Here is a 24,681-nt window from a genome sequence, read left to right as displayed (position 1 = left end):
AATTTATACAAAAAATGAACCCGAAATCAGACTGTTCGCTTTCGCAAAACGTCTGGCGGGTTCAATCATACACGGGAAGCCGAATGCTTCCCATGTTTCGCACTATTTTTCCAACTGCTGGATAGCAATCCGCTGTGATTCATCAAGCATGGATGCCTTGGCACGAATACGCGCTTCAAGCTGCGCAATCATGTTTTCGTTATCCATTCGCTCGCGTTGACGCACACCGTCTTCATAGAAACCACTTTTCTTGTTGCCGCCGGTCACACCCAGGGTGGAAACCAATGCTTCGCCCGGCCCGTTCACCACACAACCGATGATCGAAACATCCATTGGCGTGATGATATCTTCCAGGCGCTCTTCAAGGGCATTCACAGTGCCGATAACATCGAATTCCTGACGCGAACAGGTTGGGCAGGCGATGAAGTTAATACCGCGAGCACGGATGCGCAATGATTTCAAAATATCGAAACCAACCTTGATCTCTTCAACAGGATCGGCTGCTAGTGAAACGCGCAGCGTGTCACCAATGCCTTCGGAAAGCAGTAAACCCAAGCCAATAGCTGATTTCACAGAACCACTGCGCATGCCACCTGCTTCGGTGATCCCAAGGTGCAACGGTTGATCAATCTGCTTAGCCAGTAAACGGTAGGATTCAACAGCGAGGAAAACATCCGATGCTTTCACGCTGACTTTGAATTGATCAAAGTTAAGGCGATCCAGATGATCCACATGACGCATCGCAGACTCTAACAACGCCTGAGGTGTGGGTTCGCCATACTTTTCCTGGAGATCTTTTTCCAGCGATCCGGCGTTAACGCCAATCCGGATAGGGATATTTTTGTCGCGGGCACAATCGACAACGGTGCGAATACGCTCTTCGTTACCGATGTTACCTGGGTTGATGCGCAGACAGTCGACACCATACTCGGCCACTTTGAGGGCGATACGGTAGTCAAAATGGATATCAGCGACCAGCGGAACATTGACCTGCTGTTTGATCAGCTTGAAGGCTTCTGCTGCATCCATCGTCGGCACAGATATACGAACGATATCTGCTCCCACTCTTTCTAATGCTCTGATCTGATTAACAGTAGCTTCAACATCCGTGGTACGGGTGTTGGTCATTGACTGGACGGCGATCGGTGCCCCGTCGCCGATTGGCACATTCCCGACGTAGATCCGTTTGGATTTTCTACGTTGAATTGGGGCTTCATTATGCATTACAAATCTCCACAATTACGCGTCATGCTGGCTGCAATTATTCAGCACTTACCGTCAGACGTGCAACCTGGCTAGTTCTGATAAAACGACTCAGGTCGACAGGTTTACCCTGGAACTGAATCTGTACTGCCGCCGGTGCACCAATTTTCAACTTATACGGTGCCTGACCGGCTAAATTCAAATTGCCATCTTTACGTTGCATACCGCTGAACAGTTTTTTACCCGTCGCATCGGTCACTTCCAGCCAACAATCGGCATTAAAATTCATGACTAAAGCATTCGGATCAGCCGGAGCCGTTGCAGGATTGGTCACAGCGGCTTGATCGGTAGGTAAAGTGGCATTCGGCGCAGGCGTAGTAGTGGCCTGCGCATTGTCTACAGGAGCCTGGCTTGGAGACACTACAGCGGAAGGATCCGCTGTAGTGGTTTGCTGAGCCGTAGCTGCCGGATCCGTATTTTGTGTTGAGTCAGTCGTAGGTGCAGAAGGTGTCGCAGGAGTCTGCACAGGCTGCTGGGCTGAAGTATCAGCGGCAGAGGAATCAGTGGTATTCAATGGAACGGATTGAGAATTGCTATTACCTGCTGAAAGTTCAGCTGAGGATTGATCTGCCATCGTCGAAATTTCTTCCTGCTGCGCTTTGTGGTTTTGCCACCACCATGCGCCCGTCAGACCGACAACAACAAACAGAACAAGCCAGGTAAAGGTCATTAACCAACCGTCACGTTTCTTACGACGTTTACCTAAGGAAAAACTTTGCATTGGGGCAACTTTGGCAGCCTTAATCGGCGCCTGTTTTGCCATCATGGGTAACAGTTCTTCTTCGGGGATACGCACCAGACGTGCATAAGAGCGGATATAACCACGCAGGAACGTTGACGCTAAGTCGGCAGGCGCCTTGTCATCTTCAATATCCCGGACGGTAGAAACCTTCAGGCACAGGCGTTCTGCCACAGCTTGTTGGCTAAGACCGAGTTCTTCACGAGCTGTACGCAGACGTTCGCCCGTGGTTTTTGCTGCATTTGATTCTTGAGTGGCTTCAGTATTCATTAGCTACAACTGCTGGTGCTGTTCGATTGAGGAATTAGGCAGGAGCCTTGTCGCACAGCATTTCCGCTACGCCACACTCTCCCGCTCCGCGAAACTAATTTTTCTTCTGAAGGGCACCCCTTCAGACAACATAGTATTCAGCTCAAACTACTTATTCACATAAACCAACCGTTTTACATGAAGGCTTGATCACCGATGAGTTAACCATAGACATCATTTTGAATGTTGTCAGTGGATTGAGACCCACGATGGCTTAAATAGATGTGCCTAAACTATTGTTGTGCCGCTACATACTGCCTTAAAGCGCGGTGAAACGCACCGTAATTATTAATCTTAAAGACAGTTGCTAACCTTGCATAACTGCAAGATATAACTACGTGTTTTTCGTGCCATACAGCCGCAAGACGGTATGGCACGCATCTGATAAAAATGAATGCTTATCAGACTGCTTTAACATCAATAGGTTCACCTTGCATACGTTTACGCAACGTACGTTTGGTACGGTCAATAACTTCACCGGCCAACTGTCCGCAAGCCGCATCAATATCATCGCCACGCGTCTTACGCACGATGGTAGTGAAGCCATAACTCATCAAAACTTTTGAGAAACGGTCAATTCGGCTATTGGAACTACGACCATATGGTGCGCCCGGGAACGGGTTCCATGGGATCAGGTTAATTTTACATGGCGTATCTTTCAGGCATTCAGCCAGCTGATGCGCATGTTCAGTACCATCGTTGACGTGATCCAGCAGAACGTATTCCACGGTAACACGACCCTGGTTGGCATTGGATTTCTCCAGATAGCGACGCACTGCAGCCAGGAAGGTCTCGATATTGTACTTTTTGTTGATCGGCATGATTTCGTCACGAATATCATCGGTAGGAGCATGCAGAGAGATGGCAAGTGCCACATCAATCATGTCGCCCAATTTATCCAGTGCTGGAACCACACCCGACGTAGAAAGTGTGACACGACGTTTAGAAAGCCCAAAACCGAAATCATCAAGCATGATTTCCATTGCTGGAACCACGTTGTTGAGGTTCAGTAACGGCTCCCCCATCCCCATCATCACCACGTTGGTGATAGGACGGACGCCGGTTTTCTTTTGCGCGCCGATAATTTTAGCCGCACGCCATACCTGGCCGATAATTTCGGAAACACGCAGGTTACGGTTAAAACCTTGCTGAGCGGTTGAGCAGAATTTACATTCCAGAGCACAACCTACCTGAGAGGAAACACACAAGGTTGCGCGGTCTTCTTCAGGGATATACACCGTTTCAACCAGCTGATCGGCGATTCTGATTGCCCATTTGATGGTGCCATCGGCAGAGCGTTGCTCTTCAGCAACTTCAGGTGCGCGAATTTCAGCGACTTCTTTGAGTTTGTTGCGCAGAACTTTGTTGATGTCGGTCATGTCATCGAAGTCATCACTGCAATAGTGATACATCCATTTCATGACTTGATCAGCACGGAAAGGTTTTTCGCCCATTTCAGCGAAGAACTCTCGCAGTTGCTGGCGGTTTAGATCCAACAGGTTGATTTTTTCTGACTTGTTGAAAACGACTGAAACTGGTGTCTCAGGAGTGACAATTTGCTCTGACATAATTTCTTCCGGCCTCGTTGTTACACGTTACGGCCCCAGGAGGGTTAAAAAGATACGCCCCGGAGAGCAGGCTCATCCGGGGCGTAGCATTGTACAAATTCTATGGCACAGATGCCATGTCTGAAAGCGATGTACATACAAATAAAATGTAACGGTCGCTTAACAGATAGTGCTAATGCCCACTTCATTTGGTTTGCAGGTGTTTCTCCCTGCTCTCCAACACGAAAGGGTAATTAGCGAGTGCGCGGGCAAACTTCGCCTTCAGCGAAGAAGTAAGCGATTTCACGTGCAGCTGACTCTAAAGAATCAGAGCCGTGGGTGCCGTTTTCGGTGAAGCTGTCAGCGTAATCTGCACGCAGAGTACCTGCCAGAGCGTTAGCTGGGTTAGTTGCGCCCATAATGTCACGGTGACGCTGAACAGCATTTTCGCTTTCCAGAACGCTAACAACGATTGGCCCGGAAGTCATGAACTCAACCAGACCGTCGAAGAATGGTTTGCCTTCGTGCTCAGCATAAAAACCCTGAGCCTGCTCAGTCGTCAGGTGCAGCATTTTTGCGCCAACAATCTTAAACCCTGCGGATTCAAAACGAGCATAAATGTTACCAATAACGTTTTTTGCCACCGCGTTTGGTTTGATGATGGAAAAAGTACGTTCAATAGCCATGATTACCTCTGTGTCTGTTCTGTTTGCACCGGTATTCCCCCTAAATACTTCGAGCTGCAGGAAGGCGGCAAGTTCAGGAATCCCCGGGAGCTTACTTAAGTAAGTGTCTGGGGTGAGTGAACGCAGCCAACACCCCTGCGGATCGAAGAATAACGGGGGAACCGGTTATGATTTGGCGCCGATTATAATGAGCAAGTCTCGTGTTGCCTATGGATGTAGGTAACATTTTTTTAAAATAAAGCGAACATCGGCAACACTTTTGACTTAAGCGCCTAAAAATCACACTATCACTCTACTGCAAAGTGAAATGCGCAGCCGCAATCTGGCCGGCTTCATCAAGCACCAACACCTGATAATTTCCCGGTTTATCCAGAGTTAGCACCACCCCGTTCTGGTTTTCGCTTACCGGTTCCCCATTCAGAAACCACCAGCGATCTCCTTGCCCACCCTGCGCACTCAAGCGAAAGACTAAGCTCAGTTCGCCAGGCAGACGCTTCAAAATAGCGCCCTCACGTACACCCAACAACAATAAAGGCGTAACTTCATCTTTCTGTGGTGGCGGACATTGAGCCGAAATCTGTGGCAAACGAGCCGCTCGTCTTTCACTTACGGGCAACCAGGGCTCAAGTGGCAGGGGCCACAAAGAAATAATATGTTGTGTCGCATTTGGGCAGTCAGCTGCGACACGTTTGCCTTGCTCGTCCAGCCAGACAACCTTTCTCGACCCCTGAATGCCCTCTTGCCCTGGCGCTTCAAGTGTTGGTGGTTGGCTGTTATCGAGTAACCAGCCCGATAACCGGCGTCGGCAATTGCTGTCTCCTGGAGCAAGATTTTGGCCTCCCGGCCAGCAAATTTCACCTGCAGATATCGTCGCCGGGCGTGGATCAACCGGCAGACGCGCTTGCTGAATCGCAGACGTGGCTTGCAGTAAATTATTGACCTGGTTTAAAAGAGGCACGGCACTACCCAAACCAAACTGCCCCGCAACGGGCGTGCTATCAGGACGGCCCGTCCAGATGCCAATCAGATAGCGAGGATTTATCCCTATAGCCCACGCATCGCGATAGCCGTAACTGGTGCCTGTTTTCCAGGCCAAAGGCACGACCGCTGGCAAAGTAGCATCCGGCTGCGGCTGTGCCTCACCCGCCAGAATCCGGCGAATGATCCAGGCGGCTCCCGCAGACATCAAGGGTCGCTCAACCAGCGGTTGATCTGGCTGCAAGCGCAAATGTGCCGCGCGTCCATGGCGGGCGAAAGCACTGTAAGCAGCAACTAACTGATCCAACCGCGCCCCGCCGCCGCCCAGAATAAGCGAAAGATTAGGCTCGCTGTTTGCAGGAAAACGCAGATCCAAACCAACGTTACGCAGCTGCGCGGCAAAGCGTTTTGGCCCATACGCTTCAAGCACCTGCACCGCTGGGAGATTGAGCGAACGCACCAGTGCTTCACTCATACTAACGGGACCATGAAAGCCGGTGTCGAAATTTCCCGGGCGATAATCGCCAAAGCGACGAGGCACATCTTGTAACAACGAGGTGGGATGAATTAACCCATCGTCCAATGCAAGGCCATAGACAAAGGGTTTGAGCACCGAGCCTGGTGAGCGAATCGCCGTAACCATATCCACATGCCCGAAACGACTCTGGTCATTAATATCGGCGGAACCAACCCAGCCGCGAACTTCCATAGTGGTGTGATCGACCACCAGGATCGCCATTGACGAACGCGCCGGTAGTTGAGCTTTCCAGTTCAGCGCCAGCTCTTCCAGTTGACGTTGTAACGGTGCATCGATAGTGGTGGTGATTTTCTGCTCACGACTGTGATTGATCAGATAACGAGAAAGTAACGGTGCTAATTGCGGCATCTGCCGTGCTGCAAGCCAAACGGGTTCTTCTAGGGACTCTTTAACCTGCTGCGGTTCCCAGACTGCCTGCTCAGCCATGCGAAGCAGTACTTTGTCACGGGCCGCTTGCGCACGCTCAGGCCAGCGGTCCGGGCGCAAGCGACTCGGTGCCTGTGGAAGTACAGCCAGTAAAGCCGCTTCTGCATAACTTAGATGCTCAGGGGATTTTCCCAGGTAGACCCAGCTCGCAGCCCCCACTCCCTGTAACGTACCGCCAAAAGGTGCGCGGTTCAGATAAAGCGTGAGAATTTGCTCTTTCGAAAGATGCCACTCAAGTTGCAGCGCTCGCCACACCTGGCGAATTTTCCCGCCAAAAGTTCGGGGGTGAGGATCGAGTAAGCGCGCCACTTGCATCGTCAGCGTACTGCCACCGGAAATCACCTTCCCGCTGAGAAGATCCTGGCCAGCAGCACGTAGAATCGAAAACGGGTTAATCCCTGGATGCTCCCAAAACCAGCGATCTTCATAGTTGATCAGGGCTTCGAGGTAACGGGGCGAGACATCTGTAAGCGTGACCGGATAACGCCAGATGCCGTTCTCATCAGCAAAACGCCACAGTGGCGTACCATCTGCGGCAACCACGACACGTGCAGGATTAGCCTGAGACAGCGGCAGTGGCCAAAGCCGATCTGCCAGCCATATCCCCAGACATAGAATGAAAGGCGCCACCACGAAAAGGTAGCGGCGGCGCCAACGTAAAGGCTGTCGCACTTGACCAGGCCTGTTACGGATGAACAGTCAGCATACCGCTGCTGGCTCCTGTTGCCCGCCACTGCGGCACATACATCGATTCCACTTGAGAAACCGGCACCTGATAAGTTCCCGGCGTCACCGCGCGTGCCAGATAAACCAGTGTCGCATGCTGGCTTTCATTAAGTGGCAATGCGGCAACAAAACGATCGTCACGGAATTCCATGTGCTGGATATCAGCCTGTTGCATCTGGCTAAGTAAACCCTGCACCTGATTATCACTGTCACTCAAGCTGGCGCTGCTATCAGAAAGGTTCTGGTTTTCCAGCTCAAGTCCGGCAGGCAGTAAATCGACCACCAGCGCATCAGGTACATTTTTATCTGCCCAAACATCTAACCAGACCATCACCAGCTCACCACTTTTCAGCTCTGACAACGATTTGCTATTGCCTTTCGCATCCAGGAAATGACGCTCGATGTGTAACACATTGCTATAAGGCGCTGGAGCCTGTTGCGGATAGCCCACGCTGTCTAAACGCAGATAAAGGTTACCGTTACCGGTGTTAGTGACTTGCAGATGTTCGAGATGTTCAGCCGTCAGATTACGGGTCATTGATTGTCCACTCACCAGCGGTTCGTCAGTAAAGGAGGTCTGTGATTGCCAGTCCCCTTTCGCTGTTTGCCAGTTACGGCCCGCCAGGAAGAGTGCGTTACTTTCCTGAGTGGACAGCCAGCGTTGGCTATAGGCGAGGTTAGACAAATCCAACAGCAAATTATTTTGCTGGTCTGGCAGCAATTTATTCTCTTCGAGAAGACTGAGAACCATCGCTTTATCACGCAGTTCGCTGCCGTAATCCGCCATCCAGATACGCTCGTCACTGCGACGGGTTTGCAGCCCTGACTTGATCGCTTCCTCACCACGAGGAGCATCACCCATCAATTTTAACGCCACCCCCAGTTGCACCAGTGGTAAGCCAGCACGGGCAGTGTTGTGCCGCTGCCAGAGATCACGTAACGCTCCAAGAGGTGCTTTTTGCTGGCGCGCCAGAACCTGGCCTGCATAGGCTTGAATGGCAAACTTACTGGCTGCGGCATCATCGCTGTAACGCAGTGCGATGAGACCTGGATCCTGAAGGTAACGCAGCAAGCGCTGATTGGCTTTATTGAGCGAATCAACATTCACGCTGTAACCTTGTTCGCTCGCCCGTACCAGGAAATCAGTCACATAAGCCGTTAACCAGTATTCTTCCGGTCCTTCTTTGTCCCATAAACCAAAGCTGCCGTTATCGCGCTGCATATCGAGTAGTCGAGAAATTCCCAAATCAATGGCTGCACGACGCTGCTCATCCGTAGTGCCTTTTATTCCCAGTGCAGCAAGCTGCGCCTGATTGGTATAAAGCGATGGGAACAGGCCGCTGGTGGTTTGTTCAAGGCAACCATACGGATATGCCTTAAGCTCACGAATATAGCGCGCCAGGTTTAGCGGCGGACGACCACTGAGCAATACCTGGCCTTCAAGTGTTGCTGGAACCAGACCGGAAATATGTCGCGGCGGAATATTCCACACTTCCCCAGGAGCCAGGACTGCACCACTGTTGATACTCTGGGCCGGGAACGGAGGACGCACAGATAAGGTCCACTGTTTTTGCAGCGGCGTGAAGGTTTCGCCAGGTAAGTTGACGCCACTGATTTGCGCGTTGAGTTGCCCATCACCAAAACCATCCAACGCACGGACTGAGATAAACAGCGTTTGACGAGCGCCTGGCATCAGTTTCACCGTTTGCAATGCCGCTGAGTCCAGGGAAATTAATCCGTTGGTGTTCAGGTTTATATTCAGTTGTTGCGGCTGGTCAGTAAGGTTGGTCAGATCCATCGCTAAACGGCTGCTATCACCGCTCGCCATAAAGCGCGGTGCGGCCAGTTCAGTCACCAGTGGAGCGGCGACCACCACTTTATCCTCGCTGTTACCAAAACGGTCGTCGGTCCAGGCTTGCGCCATGACACGCAGTTCACCGTTGAAATCGCCAATGGGGAGCGTAACCGTCCCTTCGCCTTTCTCATCCAGTTGTACCGGCTGAGCTTGCTGAGCAATGATTGTGACGTGGTTGACCGGTTTTTTACCACCACGACTTAGCGCATCACCTTCGTCACCATCACCACCAAAACGTAACGCGGCTAAGCGCCCTTCCCCTTCAATTACCTGGCCGTAGATATCGTATAAATCCGCACCGTAACGTTTACGCCCAAAGAAGGCTTCCCACGGGTCTGGGGTTTTGTAGTCGGTAATATTCAATACACCGCTATCAACGGCGGAGACCAGCACATTAATTTGCTTCGGCATTTCACCGTTAATGGGCTGAGTTTTGATTTTCACGGTCATATTTTGATTCGGGCGCATCTTCGCGGGAGCTTCAAGCGTCAGCCCCAGTCGACGGCTTTCATCCGCCAGTGGAAGATGCAAAATACCGACTGCGCGTTTTGGTGTTGCCGAACGGCTCTTATCACCCGGTCGAATCACCAGTGTGCTCAAATACAGGTCGTGTCGCTGCCAGCTTTTATCCACTGGAATAGCGATGTCCATGCCTTTTTCAGGCACATCAATTTCTTTCCACCACAGTGGGCCATCACTGGATTCCACCATCGCATAGCCTTTACCCGCAGCGGGGGCTGAAATATGCAGATTGATGGTATCGCCCGCCTTATAAGCTGGCTTATCTATTTTCAGCGTCACACGATCTGGGCGCACGGCTCCTTCGCCATCACTATTGTCTTGCCAGCTGTAACCCGCCCAGAAACGCAGGCTGCTTACAATGTCTGTATCCGGATCACGGACTTCAAGACGATAGGATCCCCATTCAACGGGGAAAGCCACTTTGCCGGTTTCGCCCGCAGCAAGCGTGAGTTTTTGTTCCGCTTCTACGAGATCTTTCTGGTCATACTGAGACTGCCAGCCTTCACCCTCTTCCCAACTCCAGAAGTAATCCCGGCGTTCGCGGATGAGCCGTACATCCAGCCCAGAAACCGCCAGTTTTTCCCCTTTTGCATTGGCATAAACAATGTCAAAACCGGCGTTAGTGTCTTCGTCGACGATAGGTTGAGTACGGGTGCTGTCAGTTCGGTAATCGTAGATCTCTTTGCTAGCAAATTGAGGGCGAATGCCGGGCAGCGCATCCCCAGGCCAGATAGCCTGTTCAGCGCGACGCGTTACTGGGCGGCCGCCTGATTCCAGCAAACTGGCTTGCAGCACCAGCCGTAAAGGCGAGTGGACATCAGCCCACTGGCTATCGGTACTCACGGTGGTTTTGCCTTGCTCATCAAGCTGGAGCTGGACTTCATCCAGATTACGCGTGAGGTTTTCTTCGTTAATGTCGCCAAACTGGAAACCTGGCAGAGCAGATACTGCTTCACGAAGCGGACGTAAGAACAGTTGCCCTTGCAGATTGTTACCAGACGCAGGTGCACCGTACAGATAACGCCCGGCGATTTCGAAACTCACAGCGTCATCAGGACTAACGGGGTCTTTATTGCCGGTAATATTGAGCGCCATACGTTCTGGCATAAAGTCTTCGACTTTAAACGACCAGATACGTGGCTGGTTATCGCCGGTATTGACGCGCACCTGCCAGTTGCCGGTTTGCACATTCGCATTCAATGGGTAGCTGAACTGATACAAACCCTTTTCTGGCTGCCAGACTTGGGTTCTGGCGACCTGACCGTCCGGCTTCACCACTTCCAGTTTCACCGGTTGTGCAGGCAGTACTTTCCCATCGCTGTCGCGTAGCAAGGCGTTAAGCAGAACGGTTTCACCTGGGCGGTAAAGATCCCTTGGGCCAAACATAAAGAATTGCTTAGCAAATCCGGCATCACCGGCAATATCGAATTCAGCCAGATCCAGTGCAGGACGACTCAAATCCAGCAAGGTCGTTTGTTCGCCATTTCGCGCCAGTAACAATGTCCCTTTACCTGGTTTTTCAAGCGACGCGTGGCCATCACCATCGCTCTTCGCCTGTGTCAGAGTTTGCCCTTTTTCATCAAGCAGGGAGATTTCGACACTCGACTGCGCGGCACCATTTTCCAGGCTTTGGGTAAAGACATCTAACCGGTCATGGTAACGGTGTGCTGACACGCCGATGTCACTTAAGGTGAAAAGCGTGGCGGCATTGCTATAACTGTAATGACCGGCCTGGTTCATAATCGCGATATAGACGCCAGGTTGTTGTAGCGGTTTAATTTCGCCTAGCGGTAGCAGCAGTTTTTCACGAGTATTGCGCGCCGGATTAAGATCAAACCTGCCGCTGTAAACCAGATCGGCTAGCTTGAGTAAATTGTCAGATTCCCAGTTAGAGACTGAGTTGCGGTATTGCCACTGACTGATGAATGAACTTAAGGATTCGCCTTTGATCCGGTAAAAATTGACGTCAATTTTATCGACGTTGAGTGCCATCACCGGTAAGCCTGCAATCACTTTGGTGGGAAGCAAGGAACCCCGGCTGGCAAATCCAACGCTCGGTTGAATATCACGTGTCGAAATTTGCTTCTCGAACGAATCGTTAAATGTGGTTTTATTTAGAGCAAGCAAGCCGTTATCAACCGTTAGTATCAGTTCACGTTTCGGCTCAAGGTGGCGCAAACGTAATTCTTTCAGGTCGGCTGACAGTTCCCATGCACCGTCCACTTTACCGCTGGTTTTGTCTACCAAATGGGCGACCCGGGAGAAGTCTTGATTCGGATCGAGTGGAATGGAGAACGTGAGGACTAACGTGCTCGCCCCATCAAGCTGAACCTCGGAGGCATCAAGCAATTTAAGCGGTTTGCCCGCTGAATCTTTGGCTAACTTTTCAAGTTGCGAGGCATCCGGTTTTACCACGGGAGCCGCAGCTTGCTGGGCGGCGCTATCGCTTTTAGCCACCGGTTGAGATTTGTCATTATCGTCGCACCCTGCAAGGGCAAAAGCTGCCACCAGCGTCGCAGCCAGCGCACCCAGACGTATTGCTCTCATGTTTTATCCCTGGCCGTTCTGGCCCATTAATCCACGATATTGTACTTGTATTATGCGGGTACATTAAAAAAACGAAAGTATGAAGATTCTTCATTGCGCGTTTCCTCGCAAAGGAAACGTTTATTAGTGCAACTGTTTCATGTGCATTTCTGTTGCAAAGTGGAAGCGCGATCACAGCCTGAAAGGTTACATGTAACCTTCAAAGTCATTTGTTTTTAAAACAATAAGATAGATAGAAATCCAGACCTTATTCTTGCTACATTTTGTGCTGAGTCGCTGCCTCAACGCGGTGTTTAGCCAAAGAGATAATAAGAGACTGCTAAATGAAAAGTGCCGTTAATGCCCTACAAAATTTCGGAAAATCGCTCTATGGCCCAGTGCTTATTTTACCGATCGTCGGTTTATTCATCGCGTTCGGCAATGTACTGGGCAATGGCAATCTGGCGGAATATTTACCGTTCCTCGGCCACCCATCTATTCAGCACACTGGGGTGCTCATCTCCAAATCAGCCGTATCAGTGCTGGCGAACCTGGCGCTGGTGTTTGGCGTAGGCATTCCTATTGGTCTTGCAGCCAAAGACAAAGGGTATGCCGCATTGATTGGCCTGGTCACTTTTATCGTATTCATTAATGCAATGAATGTGACGTTACAACTACAAGGCGAACTGGCGCCAGCAGAACAGATGCGAGCCGCAGGGCAAAGCATGGTGTTGGGCGTACAGGTGCTTGAGATGGGCGTATTTGCCGGGATCCTCACCGGTGCACTGTCTGGATATTTGTACAACCGTTACTCCAGCGTACAGTTTTCGGGTGCGATGGCGATTTACTCCGGGCACTGCTTCGTCGCCATTATCATGCTTCCGGTTTCGATGTTACTTGGCGTTGTGATGAGTGAACTCTGGCCGTTTGCTCAACATGGAATCAGTGCATTGGCGCTGGCGATTAAAGGGGCTGGCGCATTTGGTGTTGCTATCTACGGCTTCCTTGAGCGCATTCTGGTGCCAACCGGTCTACATCACCTGGTCTATACGCCATTCCTCTACACCGAATTAGGTGGCACCGCCGATGTTTGCGGCAATATTTACCAGGGCGCGCGCAATATTTACTTCGCTGAAATGGCCTGTCCGAGTGTTCATCAACTGAGTAGCACGGTGGTGTGGGACGCTCGCGGCATTAGTAAAATGTTCGGACTTCCTGCTGCGGCACTGGCTATGTATATGACCGCCAAACCTGAGCGCAAAGCAGCGGCGAAAGCGATTCTTATCCCGGCAGCCCTGACCTCTTTACTGGTGGGGGTCACGGAGCCGCTGGAGTTTTCCTTCCTGTTTGTCGCCCCAATGCTATTTGGCGTGCATGCCGTATTGACCGGCATCGGCATGATGCTGTTCTACCTGCTGGGCGTCCACGCGATTGGCGCAAACGGCATTATCGATTTCATTCTGTATAACCTGCCGCTGGGCACCGAGAAGTCCAACTGGCCGATGTATATCGCCGTCGGCCTGACGATGTCGGTTATCTATTTCCTGGTGTTCCGCTTCCTTATTCGCCGCTTCGATATGAAAACGCCGGGGCGTGAGGACGACGAGCAAGAAACAAAACTTTATAGCAAACAAGAGTATCAAGCCAAAGGCAGCAACGATGGGCTGGGTGAAGCCATTATTGAGGGTCTGGGTGGAAGAGCCAATATCGAAGTGGTCGACAACTGCTACACCCGCCTGCGAGTGACGGTACGTGATGTTTCATTTATCGACGAGCCCCGCCTGAAATCCACTGGCGCGAAAGGGGTGATTAAACAAGGTAATAACGTTCAGGTGGTCTACGGGCTGCATGTCAAAAAAATGCGAGAAGCAGTAGAGACGAATCTCTAAAGGAGCCAATGATGTTGAAACCCCCATTTATTTTGTCCATTGCCGGTGGCGGTAGTACTTACACGCCAGGCATTGTTAAGAGCCTGATGGTGCGCCTGGCCGATTTCCCATTAGCTGAAATTCGCCTCTACGATATTGATGGCGAGCGCCAGTCGGTCATTGCTCCGGTGGTTGAGAAAGTGATCCGTGACCATAGCCAAAGCATTAAATTCACCGTGACGACCAACCCGGAAGTCGCCTTTAGCGGTGCCCATTTCGTCTTCGCTCAGATGCGTGTGGGTCAATATAAAATGCGTGAGCAGGATGAAAAAATCCCATTACGCCATGGCGTTGTTGGGCAAGAAACCTGTGGACCAGGCGGGCTGGCATATGGTTTACGCACCATTTTACCGATGGTGGAATTATGCGATTTTGTTGAGCGTTATGCGCATCCAAAAGCGTGGATTGTTAACTATTCAAACCCTGCGGCGATTGTTGCTGAAGGCGTGCGTCGCCTGCGCCCGAAGGCTCGAGTGCTGAATATTTGTGATATGCCGGTCGCCGCGATGCGAAATATGGGCGCGATCCTCGGCGTAGATCGCCATAAACTGGAAGTGGATTACTTCGGTCTGAACCATTTTGGTTGGTTTACCCGCGTGCTGGTTGATGGGGAAGATCGTCTGCCGGAATTGCGTCGTCATATCGCCAGGTTTGGGCTTTTAACCGAAGACGCTGCGCAAACCGATCCGCAGCATTCGGATCCCTCCTGGGTGAAAACCTGGCGCCATATAAAACCGATAATGGATCATTTCCCGGAATACCTGCCGAACCCGTATTTGCAGTATTACCTGATGCCAAACGACATCGTTGAACATCAAAACCCTGACTACACTCGCGCCAACGAAGTGATGGATGGGCGTGAGAAGAAACTTTTTGCTGCAGCTGACGAGTATAAAAAAACGGGCATTTTGCCAGACGCGTTCCATGTCGGCGTACACGGGGCATTTATTGTTGATGTCGCCTGCTCCCTGGCCTTTGATTTACGCCAACGCCACCTGGTGATTGTGGAAAACAAAGGGGCGATTGCCAACCTGCCGTATGACGCGATGGTGGAAGTGCCAGCCTATATCACTTCTGAAGGACCTGAACCGGTGCGTATGGGTGCCGTTCCTCTATTCCACCAAACGTTGCTGATGCAGCAGTTGGCGTCAGAACAATTGCTGGTGGAAGCGACGATTGAAGGCAGCTACGAAAAGGCCTTGCAGGCGTTTACCCTAAACCGCACCGTGCCGACCATGCAGCATGCGAAAGCGATTCTTGACGATATGATTGAAGCCAATCGTGATTACTGGCCGCAACTGCAACAAGCGTGGAAAGATGGCGAAGCCGTGAAATAGTTTTGCAATAAATACGAGGCACCTCGCGCACCTGGACATGGTGGCTTGTCGGTTTGCTGAAAAACACCGACAATCCGATAACAGGCAATAAATCGGAGGCAACCATGTCCACCACTTTCTTCGTTGCGGGCGACTGGCTCGCAGAACATGTTAATGATGCGAATATCCAGATTATTGATGCTCGCATGGCTCCTCCCGGCCAGGAACACCGGGATGTACCTGGTGAATACCGCGCAGGCCATCTGCCGGGTGCGGTATTTTTTGATATCGAATCCCTTTCCGATCACACAAGCCCGCTGCCGCATATGATGCCGCGCGCTGAAGCCTTTGCCGTCGCGATGCGCGAGTTGGGTATCAGCCAGGACAAACATCTGATTGTTTACGATGAAGGTAACCTGTTCTCTGCCCCACGTGCCTGGTGGATGCTGCGTACGTTTGGCGCGGAGAAAGTCTCGATTCTGGCTGGTGGTCTGGCCGACTGGCAGCGCGAAGAGTTGCCGCTCGAAAAAGGGGATGTCGAATTGCCGGAAGGTGAGTTTGATGTGAACTTCGATCCCCTGGTGATTAAACGTCTGACCGATGTTCTGTTGGTCAGCCATGAAGGCACCGCGCAAATCGTGGATGCACGCCCTGCCCCACGCTTTAACGCACAAGTCGACGAACCTCGTCCGGGTTTAAGACGCGGGCATATCCCGGGTGCGCTGAACGTACCGTGGAGCGATCTGGTGGAAAATGGTCAGCTGAAAACCACGGATGAGCTGAGTGATATCTTCGCCCGCCAGGGTGTCAGTTTCGATAAACCTGTCATCGCGAGTTGTGGCTCAGGCGTTACTGCAGCGGTTGTGGTGCTGGCGTTAACCACGCTGGGCGTCAATGGTGTTTCGCTGTATGACGGTTCCTGGAGTGAATGGGGTGCACGCCCTGATTTGCCTGTCGAACCTGCACAATCTCTGTAATGGATAACCGCCTGGCCGGCCTGCTGGAGCGTGGGGAGTCTTTAACCCGCGCTGAGTATCGCGTGCTATCACATCTGACGAACCACCCGTTGTTGGTCGGCAATATTACGGTGCGCGAGCTTGCCCAGGCGACGTTTGTCTCCAGCGCAACCATTATGCGGCTGTGTCATAAGCTGGGGTTTAGTGGCTTTAGTGAACTTATCTGGCACTGTAAACAGCTGCTTTCCAACGCACCACATATTGCTCAGCAACCTGTACAGCCCACGGCCACACTGCCGGTCTTATTCAATGAGTTTGTGGCGAATTACCAGCAAACATTCCGTTGGGTAACACCCGACGTGATGGAGCAGTTCGCGACATTGCTGCGTGAAAAAGAGAGCTTCTTTTTATACGGTGCCGGTTTTTCCTATCTGTTTGCGGAATACCTCACTAAGAAACTACAGGTACTGGGCAAAACGGCGTTTATTTCAGGTCCAGGGGATAGTCGGGGAATATTCCTTAGCAATGCGTCCAAGTACCAGGTTTTTATCGCCATTTCTCGTAGCGGCGAAACCGAACAGGTACTGGATAAAGCGCGGATTGCACAGAATGTGGGGATGGCGATTGTGGCATTTACTCGCGCGTCGCCGAACAGTTTGTCCGAACTTGCGGATGTGCATTTTCAGCTTTATGACGAGGCAATCCACTATGCAGCAGAAGCTGCCGGGATCACCTCGTTTGAGTCTAATCTGGTGATGCTTATCGATTTGTTGCTGTTACAAGCGACAAGCTAAACCATCAGATAATTCGATTGGTTTTGAAATCGCGCAGGAAGCTGCCCCAGCGGCGTTCATAAAATGGCGTAATGTGCGCCATCATGAAATGGCTGATGCCCTTCTCACCTTCGACGACCTGGCAAATATCGACCGGCTCATCACCTGGCAAAGTGTCGGTTGCAACACTCCCCGCCTGGCGAATAATCGCTTCAATATCCCCTTCAGCTTCAATACCAATCAGCAAATTTGGCTGTTCATCTGCACGTTCTTTGATTGAGCAGATAAAAGCACGCTTCACTGTTTTGAGATTTTTAAACAGCGTGGTTAATGAATCGACCATTTGTGCCGGCGGCTCAGCCACTTCGGAAAGCAGCAACGACGTTCCGCCATCCAACACTTCTTGCTGAGTTAATGGGTCACTTTCATCGCTGATTAAATGCGTGATTTCACGCGGGGTAAACTCTTTACCCGTCGGCAATTTCGCATTCAAAAACAGTGTTGCACCCTGCGTCATTTCAAACAGCGTACGTACCGGCATCACGACAAAAGCCTGCTCGTGGCTGATGGCCTCCTGCAGCGCTTCAACTGAGGTGAAGAATGGGATGACAGAAGTGCCATCGTCTTTTTCCCAGTGCTGCAACTCCACTGCGCTGTCGGCATCAATGGCTTCGCCTTCTGCCGCGCTACCGGGCACCCAAACGGTAGACTCCAGCAATACGCGGAAAAATGCCGGACGGTGAGCGGGTTCAGTAGCCGCCTGCTCAAGCAGGGTTTCAAGTTCGTTTTTTGATTCTGACATGGTGGTTCCAGATTATCCCGATTTGATCCCCTCTCCTTTGAGGGAGAGGGTTAGGGTGAGGGGGTAAACATTGATGACAGCCGTCAAGCGAGGTCGCCCTCATCCCGGCCTTCTCCCCCAGGAGAAGGAGCAAACAGTTACTTACCGGTCAACAAATTAGCAATGGCACGCACACCAATACCGGTTGCACCAGCAGACCACTGCTCAACCGCACCCTTACGGTATGTTGCGGAGCAATCAATGTGCAGCCAACCATGGTGATAATTTTCCACGAAGTGGGACAAGAAGCCCGCTGCCGTGCTGGCACCCGCTGGGTAGGAAGCGTTAGAGGTGTTGTTCAGATCAGCAAAGTTAGAGGGCAACTGGTTGCGATGGAACTCAGCCAACGGCAGGCGCCAGAAAGGCTCGTTCTCTGCTGCCGCACTCGCCATCAGGCGGTTTACCAGCTCATCGTCAAAGCTGAACAGAGCGTGGTAATCGTTACCCAGTGCCGTTTTCGCCGCACCGGTTAACGTCGCGCAGTCGATGATCAGTTCAGGTTTTTGAGCGCATGCATCAATCAGGCCATCAGCCAGCACTAAACGACCTTCTGCATCGGTGTTCATGATTTCAACGGTTTTGCCGTTACGATACTTAATGATGTCGCCCAGTTTAAAGGCGTTACCGCTGATCAGGTTATCCGCACAGCACAGGTACAGTTTGACGCGTTTATCCAGGCCACGAGTAATGGCGAAGGCCAGAGCGCCAGTAATGGTTGCAGCACCGCCCATGTCAGACTTCATGGAGTCCATGAACGCGCTTTGTTTGATGCTGTAGCCACCGGAATCGAAAGTAATACCTTTACCGACCAGACAGGCATAAACCGGGGCTTCCGGGTTACCTGTTGGGTTGTAGTCCAGTGCCAGCAAGACTGGCGCACGTTCTGAACCACGGCCAACGGTGTGGATACCCATGTAGTTCTGCTCGCGCAGATCTTCGCCTTTAGTGATGCGGTAGGATACTTTGTCACACGCGACATCACACAGCAGATCTACCGCGCGCGAAGCCAGTTGTTCTGGGCCAAGTTCTTCTGCTGGGGTGTTGATGGTATGACGTACCCAGTCGATGATTTTCAGGCGGTTGTTGAGCTCTTTTTGCTCTTCTTCACTCAGCACAGCCCAGTCAACTTTGCGCGTGCCTTTTGGTGCTCGGTAGCCCTGCCAGAATGCCCAGCTTTTTTCTACATCCCAACCGTCACCCGCAAGCTCTACATGCTTCAGGCCCTGGCCGTCGATTTTACGTGCCGCGCGTTGGATTAACCCCAGGTCATCTTTGCCTGTCAGGTGCAGGGTAATCCCTTCGTCATTGATACTGTAAGCAGCTTTTTCGCCCCAACGCGCATCGGCAGGCGCAGTGGAAAGCGTGATTTTCATGGCTTGTGTCATTTTCTTTTCCTTATACTTTTTCAGCTCATGCTTTATATAAAAACGGGCCACCATTGGCAGCCCTTTTTCATAACCTAAATCATTCGAGTTGCAGGAAGGCGACAAGCTCATGAATCCCCAGGGGCTTACATAAAGTAAGTGACTGGGGTGAGTGAGTGCAGTCAACGCGCCTGCAGCTTGAAGGATGACAGTTATAACTATTCGGCTTCATCTAACCAGACTAACAGAATAGCTTCCAGAATTTTTTCATTGGATGCGTTTGGATCATCGTCAAAATCTTCCAGATCGCAGACCCACTGATGAAGGTCAGTAAAACGTACCGTCTTCGGATCAAGATCCGGGCGGCTGTCATACAGCGCTTCGCCAATTTCGCGGCTATCGGTCCAATTCAGTCCCATTTGCGGCTCCTGTTAGTGCTCACGCGCGTGGTTGATGGTATAGCGCGGCATCTCAACCACCAGGTCTTCGTCTGTAACACGTGCCTGGCAGCTTAAACGGCTTTCAGGCTCAAGACCCCACGCTTTGTCCAGCATGTCATCTTCGTCTTCCGTGCTTTCAGCCAGGGAGTCGAAACCTTCACGCACCACACAGTGGCAGGTGGTGCAGGCACAGGACTTTTCACAGGCATGTTCAATCTCGATACCGTTGCGCAGGGCAACATCAAGAATGGTTTCACCGACATTTGCTTCCAAAACTGCGCCATCTGGACACAAATCCTGATGAGGCAAAAATACAATCTTTGGCATGTTAAACCTCGTCCACGGAGTGGCCTTTCAGCGCCTTACGGATTGATTCATCCATACGACGAGCGGCAAAGTCCTGGGTTTGTTTGTCTACGTTTTTAATGGCTTGTTCAATAGCATCCGTATCATCGCCCGCTGCGGCCGTGCTTAATGCCGCCATTGCTGAGTCAATTTCCGCATGCTCAGCCGCACTTAACAGCGCGGCATCCGAGCTCAACGCACCTTGCAGGCTTTCCAGCACGCGGGCGGCGTCAACTTTTTGCTCCGCCAGCATGCGCGCTTTCACATCATGCTCGGCAAAACTCATGGAATCCTGGATCATCGAGGCAATTTCACCGTCGCTCAGGCCATAAGAAGGCTTCACCTGGATAGACGCTTCTACGCCGGTGGATTTCTCCATGGCGGTCACGCTCAGCAGGCCGTCCGCATCCACCTGGAAGGTCACGCGAATGTGCGCCCCACCCGCAGGCATCGCCGGGATTCCACGCAGCGCAAAACGTGCCAGCGAACGGCAATCTTGCACCAGTTCGCGCTCGCCTTGCATCACGTGGATCGACATCGCCGTTTGGCCGTCTTTAAAGGTGGTGAAGTCCTGCGCCCGCGCCACCGGAATCGTGGTGTTGCGAGGAATCACTTTTTCCACCAGCCCGCCCATGGTCTCAAGACCCAGCGACAGCGGGATCACATCCAGCAGCAGCATTTCGCTGTCCGGCTTGTTACCCACCAGAATGTCGGCCTGAATCGCAGCGCCAATGGCGACGACTTTATCCGGATCGATGGAAGTCAGCGGCGTGCGGCCAAAGAACTCACCCACACGTTCGCGCACTAATGGCACGCGGGTTGAACCGCCGACCATCACCACTTCCAGCACTTCAGAGGCTTCGACACCTGCATCTTTCAATGCGCGGCGGCAGGCCAGCAAAGTACGTTTAACGAGAGCGGCAATCAGTTCGTTGAACTGCTCGCGGGTGACGGTGCCTGTCCAGCCAGCCACTTCAACCGTTGCGGTTTCGGCATCGCTTAAGGCAATTTTTGCGGCAATCGCGGCGTCGAGTAACTGGCGCTGCACGCGGTCGTCGCTGCGGTCAGCCACGCCCGCTTGTTCACGCAGCCAGTCAGCCAGCAGGTGGTCGAAGTCATCGCCGCCCAGTGCGGAATCGCCGCCGGTCGCCAGCACTTCAAACACACCACGGCTTAAACGCAGAATAGAGATATCGAAAGTACCGCCGCCCAAATCGTAAACGGCAATAACGCCTTCTTTGCCGGAGTCCAGACCGTAGGCAATCGCCGCAGCAGTCGGTTCATTCAGCAAACGCAGAACATGCAGACCAGCCAGACGCGCTGCATCTTTGGTGCCCTGACGCTGTGCATCATCGAAATAAGCAGGAACGGTAATCACCACGCCATCAAGCTGGCCTTCCAGCGCTTCGGTTGCGCGCGCAGAAAGAGCTTTGAGGATGTCGGATGAAATACGAATAGGGTTCAGCAGTCCGGCCGGCGTGTTGATCATCGGCAGGCCATTCTCACTCGCCTGGAGTGAATAAGGCAGATGCGGGTAACGCGTCTGGATATCCACAAGCGAGCGACCCATCAGACGTTTTACTGAGCTGATGGTGTTTGCCGGGTCGATTGCCGCTTGCGCGCGCGCGTCAAAACCAACATTCAGGCCTTGTTGCTGATAGTGCACCACTGAAGGCAAGAGATGACGCCCTTCATGGTCAGGCAGCGTTTCAGCTTGCCCGCTACGCACAGTTGCAACCAGTGAATTGGTGGTGCCTAAGTCGATACCCGCCGCCAGCTTACGCTGATGAGGTGCCGCACTTAGACCCGGCTCACTAATTTGTAATAACGCCATATTGAGCTTCCAGTTAAAAATCGAGCAGCTTTTCTTCGAGTTGTTCTATTTGGCTGCGCAGTTTATCGAGAAAACGAAGTTTACGCACAGTATCTGCCGCTTGCGTCCAGTCCTGGTTATCCAGTTGCTGCACCATTTGAGCCATGCGGGTTTTCACCATCGCATTCACGTTGGCACTGAAGGATTCCAGGCGGTCGCTATCTTTGGCGTGCTCGATGTTATCAAGCTCTTCGCGTAATTCGAGTTGCTCCATCAAAAACGCGGTGTCGCGCACGGTATGCTGCTCGTTAGCCAGATCAAAACCGTTGAGAGAGAGGATGTACTCGGCGCGCGGCAGCGGGTGACGCAGCGTTTGCCAGCCCTGATTGATGGTCGCAGATTGTTGGACCGCCAGCAGTTGTTCCGCCTGAGGGCGGCTGGCGTATTTATCCGGATGGAACTGGCGTTGCAGCTCCTGGTAACGGGTAGCCAGCAGCTCAGTGTTGACAGTGAATCCTGGCGATAACCCAAAGAGGGTAAAGTAATCCATAACAGACTCGGGGTTTCATAGTAGAGCGTGATACCCCGCACAACTTACGCTACGCGGGGTATTGGCGCTTATCAGACGTGGAAGCTTTCGCCGCAACCGCACTCGTCTTTCACGTTCGGGTTAGTGAATTTAAACCCTTCGTTAAGACCTTCTTTGACGAAGTCGAGCTCAGTGCCGTCCAAAAATTGCAGGCTTTTACCATCGACGACCACTTTCACGCCTTTGTCTTCGAACACGGTGTCTTCATCCATAGGTTCGTCAACAAATTCAAGAACATAAGCCATGCCAGAGCAGCCAGATGTGCGAACGCCTAAGCGCAAACCAAAACCTTTACCACGATTGGAAAGAAAGGCATTCACGCGTGCGGCAGCACTGTCGCTAAGGGTAATCGACATACAACAACCTCAATCAATTTTTCTTCATTCTTCAAGTCGCAGGAGTGTTGGCTATTCTCACTTACGCCAGTCACTTATTTTAGTAAGCGACTGGAGATTCATGAGCTTGCCGCCTGGCTGCAACTCAAATTATTTTGAAAAAGACTCAAATTTATTATTTAGCTTCACGTTTGCTTTTGTAATCCGCGATAGCCGCTTTGATAGCGTCTTCTGCAAGGATTGAGCAGTGAATCTTCACCGGCGGCAGTTCAAGTTCTTCTGCAATGTCGGTGTTTTTGATTGCTTGCGCTTCATCCAAAGATTTACCTTTAACCCATTCGGTTACCAGCGAGCTGGAAGCGATGGCAGAGCCACAGCCATAGGTTTTGAAGCGAGCGTCTTCAATAATACCTTCATTGTTGACTTTAATCTGCAACTTCATCACGTCACCACAAGCAGGCGCACCTACCATACCGGAACCAACGCTGTCATCGCTGTTGTCAAAAGAGCCAACGTTGCGTGGGTTTTCGTAGTGATCGATTACTTTTTCGCTATAAGCCATTTTTAATTCTCCTGAATTCGATTTCGATGTTCGTTATGAACGACGTCCGTCACTAACTCTTAGTGATGAGCCCATTCGATGGAATTAAGATCCACGCCCTGCTTGAACATTTCCCACAGTGGAGAAAGGTCGCGCAAACGGCCAATAGACTTACGTACCAGTTCGATGGTGTAGTCGATCTCTTCTTCAGTAGTAAAACGACCTAAAGAGAAACGGATGGAGCTGTGAGCCAGTTCATCAGTCATACCCAGCGCGCGCAGCACATAGGATGGCTCAAGACTTGCTGATGTACAGGCAGAACCAGAAGAAACCGCGAGGTCTTTCAGTGCCATGATCAAGGACTCGCCTTCAACGTAGTTAAAGCTTACGTTCAGGATAGTGGGAACCCCATTCTCCAGGTCACCGTTCAGATATACTTCTTCCATATCTTTCACGCCGTTCCACAGACGGTTACGCAGACCGCGCAGACGGGACATTTCTGTTTCCATCTCTTCTTTCGCGATACGGTAAGCTTCGCCCATGCCGACGATCTGGTGAACAGGCAGAGTACCAGAACGCATGCCGCGCTCGTGACCGCCACCGTGTACCTGAGCTTCGATACGAATACGTGGTTTACGGCGAACATACAGCGCGCCGATCCCTTTCGGGCCATAGATTTTGTGACCAGAGAAGGACATCAGGTCAACTTTAAGGTTGCTCAAGTCGATAGGCAGTTTGCCCACGCTCTGAGTCGCATCCACGTGATAGATAATTCCACGCGCACGGCAGATTTCACCGATTGCCGCGATATCTTGTACCACGCCGATTTCGTTGTTCACGTGCATGATGGAGACCAGAATGGTGTCGTCACGCATTGCCGCTTGCAGCACGTTCAGGTCAACGATACCGTTGCTCTGTGGTGCCAGGTAAGTCACTTCAAAACCTTCACGCTCAAGCTGGCGACAGGTATCCAGCACAGCTTTGTGTTCGGTTTTTACGGTGATGATGTGCTTGCCTTTCTTCTGATAGAAGTTAGCGGCACCTTTAATAGCGAGGTTATCGGATTCAGTTGCGCCGGAGGTAAAGACGATTTCACGAGGGTCGGCACCAACCAGTTCAGCGATTTGGTTACGGGCGATATCAACAGCTTCTTCTGCCTGCCAACCGAAACGGTGAGAACGAGAAGCCGGGTTACCGAAGGTTCCGTCCATAGTCAAACACTGCATCATTTTCTGCGCAACGCGTGGATCAACCGGCGTAGTCGCAGAGTAATCGAGATAAATTGGTAATTTCATTGCTCTTTTAGCTCCGTACATCACAATGCG

19 protein-coding genes are annotated in these 24,681 nt (G+C 51.7%); 4 read left to right on the top strand and 15 right to left on the bottom strand.

Annotation, left to right across the window (positions count from 1 at the left end; genetic code table 11):
• Positions 1-102: 102 nt before the first annotated feature.
• From ispG to WBL83_RS15890, 6 genes are all read right to left on the bottom strand, one after another.
• Complete coding sequence (gene ispG / locus WBL83_RS15915; protein ID WP_424590065.1) at positions 103-1,224, bottom strand: flavodoxin-dependent (E)-4-hydroxy-3-methylbut-2-enyl-diphosphate synthase; 1,122 nt, start codon at positions 1,222-1,224, stop codon at positions 103-105.
• A gap of 37 nt (positions 1,225-1,261) precedes the next feature.
• Positions 1,262-2,272, bottom strand: a complete 1,011-nt coding sequence (gene rodZ / locus WBL83_RS15910; RefSeq protein WP_424590064.1) for a cytoskeleton protein RodZ — start codon at positions 2,270-2,272, stop codon at positions 1,262-1,264.
• Positions 2,273-2,712: 440 nt separating this feature from the next.
• Positions 2,713-3,879 (bottom strand): bifunctional tRNA (adenosine(37)-C2)-methyltransferase TrmG/ribosomal RNA large subunit methyltransferase RlmN, encoded by a 1,167-nt coding sequence (locus tag WBL83_RS15905; RefSeq protein ID WP_424590063.1) that lies wholly within the window; start codon positions 3,877-3,879, stop codon positions 2,713-2,715.
• A gap of 233 nt (positions 3,880-4,112) precedes the next feature.
• The gene (gene ndk / locus WBL83_RS15900) at positions 4,113-4,544 is read right to left on the bottom strand and encodes a nucleoside-diphosphate kinase (protein WP_424590062.1); all 432 of its coding nucleotides are present in this window, start codon (positions 4,542-4,544) and stop codon (positions 4,113-4,115) included.
• Positions 4,545-4,836: 292 nt separating this feature from the next.
• Positions 4,837-7,158 carry a peptidoglycan glycosyltransferase PbpC gene (gene pbpC, locus WBL83_RS15895; RefSeq protein WP_424590061.1) on the bottom strand — a complete coding sequence of 774 codons (2,322 nt, stop codon included), beginning with the start codon at positions 7,156-7,158 and terminating at the stop codon, positions 4,837-4,839.
• Between the two features lie 13 nt (positions 7,159-7,171).
• The gene (locus WBL83_RS15890) at positions 7,172-12,136 is read right to left on the bottom strand and encodes an alpha-2-macroglobulin family protein (RefSeq protein WP_424590060.1); all 4,965 of its coding nucleotides are present in this window, start codon (positions 12,134-12,136) and stop codon (positions 7,172-7,174) included.
• Between the two features lie 323 nt (positions 12,137-12,459).
• On the opposite strand from WBL83_RS15890, the gene WBL83_RS15885 reads away from it, so the two are divergent.
• From WBL83_RS15885 to WBL83_RS15870, 4 genes are all read left to right on the top strand, one after another.
• Positions 12,460-14,004 carry a PTS transporter subunit EIIC gene (locus WBL83_RS15885; protein ID WP_424590059.1) on the top strand — a complete coding sequence of 515 codons (1,545 nt, stop codon included), beginning with the start codon at positions 12,460-12,462 and terminating at the stop codon, positions 14,002-14,004.
• An 11-nt stretch (positions 14,005-14,015) separates the two neighbouring features.
• The gene (locus WBL83_RS15880; protein WP_424590058.1) at positions 14,016-15,380 is read left to right on the top strand and encodes a 6-phospho-alpha-glucosidase; all 1,365 of its coding nucleotides are present in this window, start codon (positions 14,016-14,018) and stop codon (positions 15,378-15,380) included.
• A 104-nt stretch (positions 15,381-15,484) separates the two neighbouring features.
• Positions 15,485-16,336 (top strand): 3-mercaptopyruvate sulfurtransferase, encoded by an 852-nt coding sequence (gene sseA / locus WBL83_RS15875; RefSeq protein WP_424590057.1) that lies wholly within the window; start codon positions 15,485-15,487, stop codon positions 16,334-16,336.
• Positions 16,336-17,109, top strand: coding sequence for a MurR/RpiR family transcriptional regulator (locus WBL83_RS15870; protein ID WP_424590056.1), 774 nt, complete (start codon positions 16,336-16,338; stop codon positions 17,107-17,109). Before sseA ends, WBL83_RS15870 begins: the two co-directional genes overlap by 1 nt.
• A gap of 4 nt (positions 17,110-17,113) precedes the next feature.
• On the opposite strand, the gene sseB is transcribed toward WBL83_RS15870, so the two are convergent.
• The 9 genes from sseB to iscS all read right to left on the bottom strand — a co-directional run bounded on the left by sseB (position 17,114) and on the right by iscS (position 24,651).
• Entirely contained in the window at positions 17,114-17,890 is a 777-nt protein-coding gene (gene sseB / locus WBL83_RS15865) for an enhanced serine sensitivity protein SseB (protein ID WP_424590055.1), read from the bottom strand.
• Between the two features lie 137 nt (positions 17,891-18,027).
• Positions 18,028-19,314, bottom strand: coding sequence for an aminopeptidase PepB (pepB, locus tag WBL83_RS15860; protein ID WP_424590054.1), 1,287 nt, complete (start codon positions 19,312-19,314; stop codon positions 18,028-18,030).
• 197 nt (positions 19,315-19,511) lie between these two features.
• Positions 19,512-19,712, bottom strand: coding sequence for a Fe-S cluster assembly protein IscX (gene iscX, locus WBL83_RS15855; protein ID WP_424590053.1), 201 nt, complete (start codon positions 19,710-19,712; stop codon positions 19,512-19,514).
• A 12-nt stretch (positions 19,713-19,724) separates the two neighbouring features.
• Positions 19,725-20,060, bottom strand: a complete 336-nt coding sequence (fdx, locus tag WBL83_RS15850; protein ID WP_034459208.1) for an ISC system 2Fe-2S type ferredoxin — start codon at positions 20,058-20,060, stop codon at positions 19,725-19,727.
• Position 20,061: 1 nt separating this feature from the next.
• Positions 20,062-21,912 carry a Fe-S protein assembly chaperone HscA gene (gene hscA / locus WBL83_RS15845; RefSeq protein WP_424590052.1) on the bottom strand — a complete coding sequence of 617 codons (1,851 nt, stop codon included), beginning with the start codon at positions 21,910-21,912 and terminating at the stop codon, positions 20,062-20,064.
• Between the two features lie 13 nt (positions 21,913-21,925).
• Positions 21,926-22,441 (bottom strand): co-chaperone HscB, encoded by a 516-nt coding sequence (gene hscB / locus WBL83_RS15840; protein ID WP_424590051.1) that lies wholly within the window; start codon positions 22,439-22,441, stop codon positions 21,926-21,928.
• Positions 22,442-22,512: 71 nt separating this feature from the next.
• On the bottom strand, positions 22,513-22,836 hold the full coding sequence (gene iscA / locus WBL83_RS15835) for an iron-sulfur cluster assembly protein IscA (protein ID WP_424590050.1): 324 nt from the start codon (positions 22,834-22,836) through the stop codon (positions 22,513-22,515).
• 154 nt (positions 22,837-22,990) lie between these two features.
• Positions 22,991-23,377, bottom strand: coding sequence for a Fe-S cluster assembly scaffold IscU (iscU, locus tag WBL83_RS15830; RefSeq protein WP_015703172.1), 387 nt, complete (start codon positions 23,375-23,377; stop codon positions 22,991-22,993).
• A gap of 59 nt (positions 23,378-23,436) precedes the next feature.
• Positions 23,437-24,651, bottom strand: coding sequence for a cysteine desulfurase (gene iscS / locus WBL83_RS15825; RefSeq protein ID WP_424590049.1), 1,215 nt, complete (start codon positions 24,649-24,651; stop codon positions 23,437-23,439).
• Positions 24,652-24,681: the final 30 nt, after the last annotated feature.

This window comes from Buttiauxella sp. (genome assembly GCF_049686335.1).
Taxonomy (GTDB): domain Bacteria; phylum Pseudomonadota; class Gammaproteobacteria; order Enterobacterales; family Enterobacteriaceae; genus Buttiauxella.
The sequence above is the reverse complement of the archived record's forward strand: the minus strand, read 5'-3'. Positions and strand labels throughout refer to the sequence as shown.

Bases quoted from the DNA above. Each gene is read 5' to 3' on its own strand.
- ispG (WP_424590065.1), bottom strand. From the start codon at position 1,224: ATGCATAATGAAGCCCCAATTCAACGTAGAAAATCCAAACGGATCTAC.
- rodZ (WP_424590064.1), bottom strand. From the start codon at position 2,272: ATGAATACTGAAGCCACTCAAGAATCAAATGCAGCAAAAACCACGGGC.
- WBL83_RS15905 (WP_424590063.1), bottom strand. From the start codon at position 3,879: ATGTCAGAGCAAATTGTCACTCCTGAGACACCAGTTTCAGTCGTTTTC.
- ndk (WP_424590062.1), bottom strand. From the start codon at position 4,544: ATGGCTATTGAACGTACTTTTTCCATCATCAAACCAAACGCGGTGGCA.
- WBL83_RS15890 (WP_424590060.1), bottom strand. From the start codon at position 12,136: ATGAGAGCAATACGTCTGGGTGCGCTGGCTGCGACGCTGGTGGCAGCT.
- WBL83_RS15885 (WP_424590059.1), top strand. From the start codon at position 12,460: ATGAAAAGTGCCGTTAATGCCCTACAAAATTTCGGAAAATCGCTCTAT.
- WBL83_RS15880 (WP_424590058.1), top strand. From the start codon at position 14,016: ATGTTGAAACCCCCATTTATTTTGTCCATTGCCGGTGGCGGTAGTACT.
- sseA (WP_424590057.1), top strand. From the start codon at position 15,485: ATGTCCACCACTTTCTTCGTTGCGGGCGACTGGCTCGCAGAACATGTT.
- WBL83_RS15870 (WP_424590056.1), top strand. From the start codon at position 16,336: ATGGATAACCGCCTGGCCGGCCTGCTGGAGCGTGGGGAGTCTTTAACC.
- sseB (WP_424590055.1), bottom strand. From the start codon at position 17,890: ATGTCAGAATCAAAAAACGAACTTGAAACCCTGCTTGAGCAGGCGGCT.
- pepB (WP_424590054.1), bottom strand. From the start codon at position 19,314: ATGACACAAGCCATGAAAATCACGCTTTCCACTGCGCCTGCCGATGCG.
- iscX (WP_424590053.1), bottom strand. From the start codon at position 19,712: ATGGGACTGAATTGGACCGATAGCCGCGAAATTGGCGAAGCGCTGTAT.
- fdx (WP_034459208.1), bottom strand. From the start codon at position 20,060: ATGCCAAAGATTGTATTTTTGCCTCATCAGGATTTGTGTCCAGATGGC.
- hscA (WP_424590052.1), bottom strand. From the start codon at position 21,912: ATGGCGTTATTACAAATTAGTGAGCCGGGTCTAAGTGCGGCACCTCAT.
- hscB (WP_424590051.1), bottom strand. From the start codon at position 22,441: ATGGATTACTTTACCCTCTTTGGGTTATCGCCAGGATTCACTGTCAAC.
- iscA (WP_424590050.1), bottom strand. From the start codon at position 22,836: ATGTCGATTACCCTTAGCGACAGTGCTGCCGCACGCGTGAATGCCTTT.
- iscU (WP_015703172.1), bottom strand. From the start codon at position 23,377: ATGGCTTATAGCGAAAAAGTAATCGATCACTACGAAAACCCACGCAAC.
- iscS (WP_424590049.1), bottom strand. From the start codon at position 24,651: ATGAAATTACCAATTTATCTCGATTACTCTGCGACTACGCCGGTTGAT.